Below are 2,196 nucleotides of genomic sequence, written 5' to 3'. Positions count from 1 at the left end.
CGGGCGTCACCCCGCCACCCGCCAGAGCTGGACGGACCGGGCGGGGATCTCGACGCGGGCGCCGGCCCGGTGGCGGGTGCCCGGCGGACGGGCCTGGTCCTCGCGGGAGGTGTCGACGACCAGTTCGTAGGTCTCGGCCCACGGCGCGGCCGGCAGCGGGAAGGCGAGCGGCTCGTGGCCGGCGTGCAGCAGGGCGAGAAAGCTGTCGTCGGTGACCGGGCGCCCCCGTTCGTCGCGTTGCGGGATGTCGCGTCCGGAGAGGTACATGCCCAGGGTGGACCCGGGCGCGTACCAGTCGGCTTCGGTCATCTCCTCGCCGCGGGCGTTGAACCAGGCGAGGTCGCGCAGGCCCAACTCGCCGTGCCGACGGCCGGAGAAGAAGGCGCGGCGGCGCAGCACGGGATGGTCGCGGCGCAGTCTCAGCAGCCGGGCGGTCAGGTCGAACAGGGCGTGCCACGCGGGGTCGTCGAGCAGTGACCAGTCGACCCAGCCGGTCGGGTTGTCCTGGCAGTACGCGTTGTTGTTGCCGTGCTGGGTGCGGCCGAACTCGTCCCCGGCGACGATCATGGGCACGCCGGTGGAGAGCAGCAGCGTGGTGAGCAGGCCGCGGAGGCGGCGCCGGCGCAGCGCGTTGACGTCCTCGTCGTCGGTCTCCCCCTCGGCGCCGGAGTTCCACGAGCGGTTGTCGTGGGTGCCGTCCCGGTTGTCCTCGCCGTTGGCCTCGTTGTGCTTCTGCTCGTAGCTGACGAGGTCGCGCAGGGTGAAACCGTCGTGGGCGGTGACGAAGTTGACGGAGGCGTAGGGGCGCCGGCCGCCCCAGGCGTAGAGGTCGCTGGAGCCGGACAGCCGGTAGCCGAGGTCGCGGACGTCGGGCAGCGCGTCGCGCCAGAAGTCGCGGACGGCGTCGCGGTAGCGGTCGTTCCACTCGGTCCACAGCGGCGGGAACGCGCCGACCTGGTAGCCGCCGGAGCCGACGTCCCAGGGCTCGGCGATGAGCTTGACGCGCCGCAGTACCGGGTCCTGGGCGATGACGGCGAGGAACGGGGACAGCATGTCGACGTCGTGCATGGAACGGGCGAGGGCGGCGGCGAGGTCGAAGCGGAAGCCGTCGACGCCCATCTCCTGCACCCAGTAGCGCAGCGAGTCGGTGATGAGCCGCAGCACCTGCGGCTGGACGACGTGCAGGGTGTTGCCGCAGCCGGTGTAGTCGGCGTAGCCGCGCGGGTCCTGGGCCAGCCGGTAGTAGCCGCGGTTGTCGATGCCGCGCAGCGAGAGGGTGGGGCCGCGCTCGTCGGCCTCGGCGGTGTGGTTGTAGACGACGTCGAGAACGACCTCGATCCCGGCGGCGTGCAGGGCGCGGACCATGTCCTTGAACTCGCCGACCTGCTGGCCGCGGCTGCCGTGGGCGGCGTAGGCGGCGTGCGGCGCGAAGTAGCCGATGGAGTTGTAGCCCCAGTAGTTGCGCAGCCCGCGGCGCAACAGGTGGTCCTCGTGGGCGAACTGGTGCACGGGAAGCAGTTCGACGGCGGTGACGCCGAGCCGGGTGAGGTGTTCGACGGCAGCCGGGTGGGCGAGCCCGGCGTAGGTGCCGCGCAGGTGCTCGGGCACGCCCGGGTGGAGGCGGGTGAAGCCGCGGACGTGCAGTTCGTAGACGACGGTGTCGGCCCAGGGGGTCTTGGGCCGGCGGTCGTCGCTCCAGTCGTCGTCCGGCGGAACGTCGGGCAGGCCGCCGGGGGTGCCGTCGTGGACGACGACCCCCTTGGGGACGTGGGGCGCGGAGTCCCGGTTGTCGCGGACGGTGTCGGCGAGTTGCTGCTGCGGCCAGTCGCGGACGTGGCCGTAGACCTCGGGCGGCAGCGCGAAGTCACCGTCCACGGCCCGGGCGTAGGGGTCGAGCAGGAGCTTGGCGGGGTTCCAGCGGGCCCCGGACCAGGGGTCCCACCGGCCGTGGACCCGGTAGCCGTAGCGGCGGCCGGGGTGCACGCCGGGCAGGAAGCCGTGCCAGATCTCGTGGGTGAGCTCGGTGAGGGCGTGCCGCGTCTCGGTGCCGTCGTCGTCGAAGAGGCACAGTTCGACGGCTTCGGCGCCCCCGGCCCACAGCGCGAAGTTGGTGCCGGCGACGCCGTCGGGGCCGGCCCGGTAGCGGGCGCCGAGCGGGGTGGGGCTGCCGGGCCACACCGCCGACTGCTCGTGCGC

Annotated in this window: 1 protein-coding gene; it reads right to left on the bottom strand. The window is 73.3% G+C overall.

The window, feature by feature from the left end; genetic code table 11:
- Positions 1-6: 6 nt before the first annotated feature.
- Positions 7-2,178 carry a glycogen debranching protein GlgX gene (glgX, locus tag ACYVE9_RS23890; RefSeq protein WP_461029961.1) on the bottom strand — a complete coding sequence of 724 codons (2,172 nt, stop codon included), beginning with the start codon at positions 2,176-2,178 and terminating at the stop codon, positions 7-9.
- Positions 2,179-2,196: the final 18 nt, after the last annotated feature.

The organism is Streptomyces sparsus, assembly GCF_054776295.1.
This window is presented reverse-complemented; position numbering and strand designations above follow the sequence as displayed.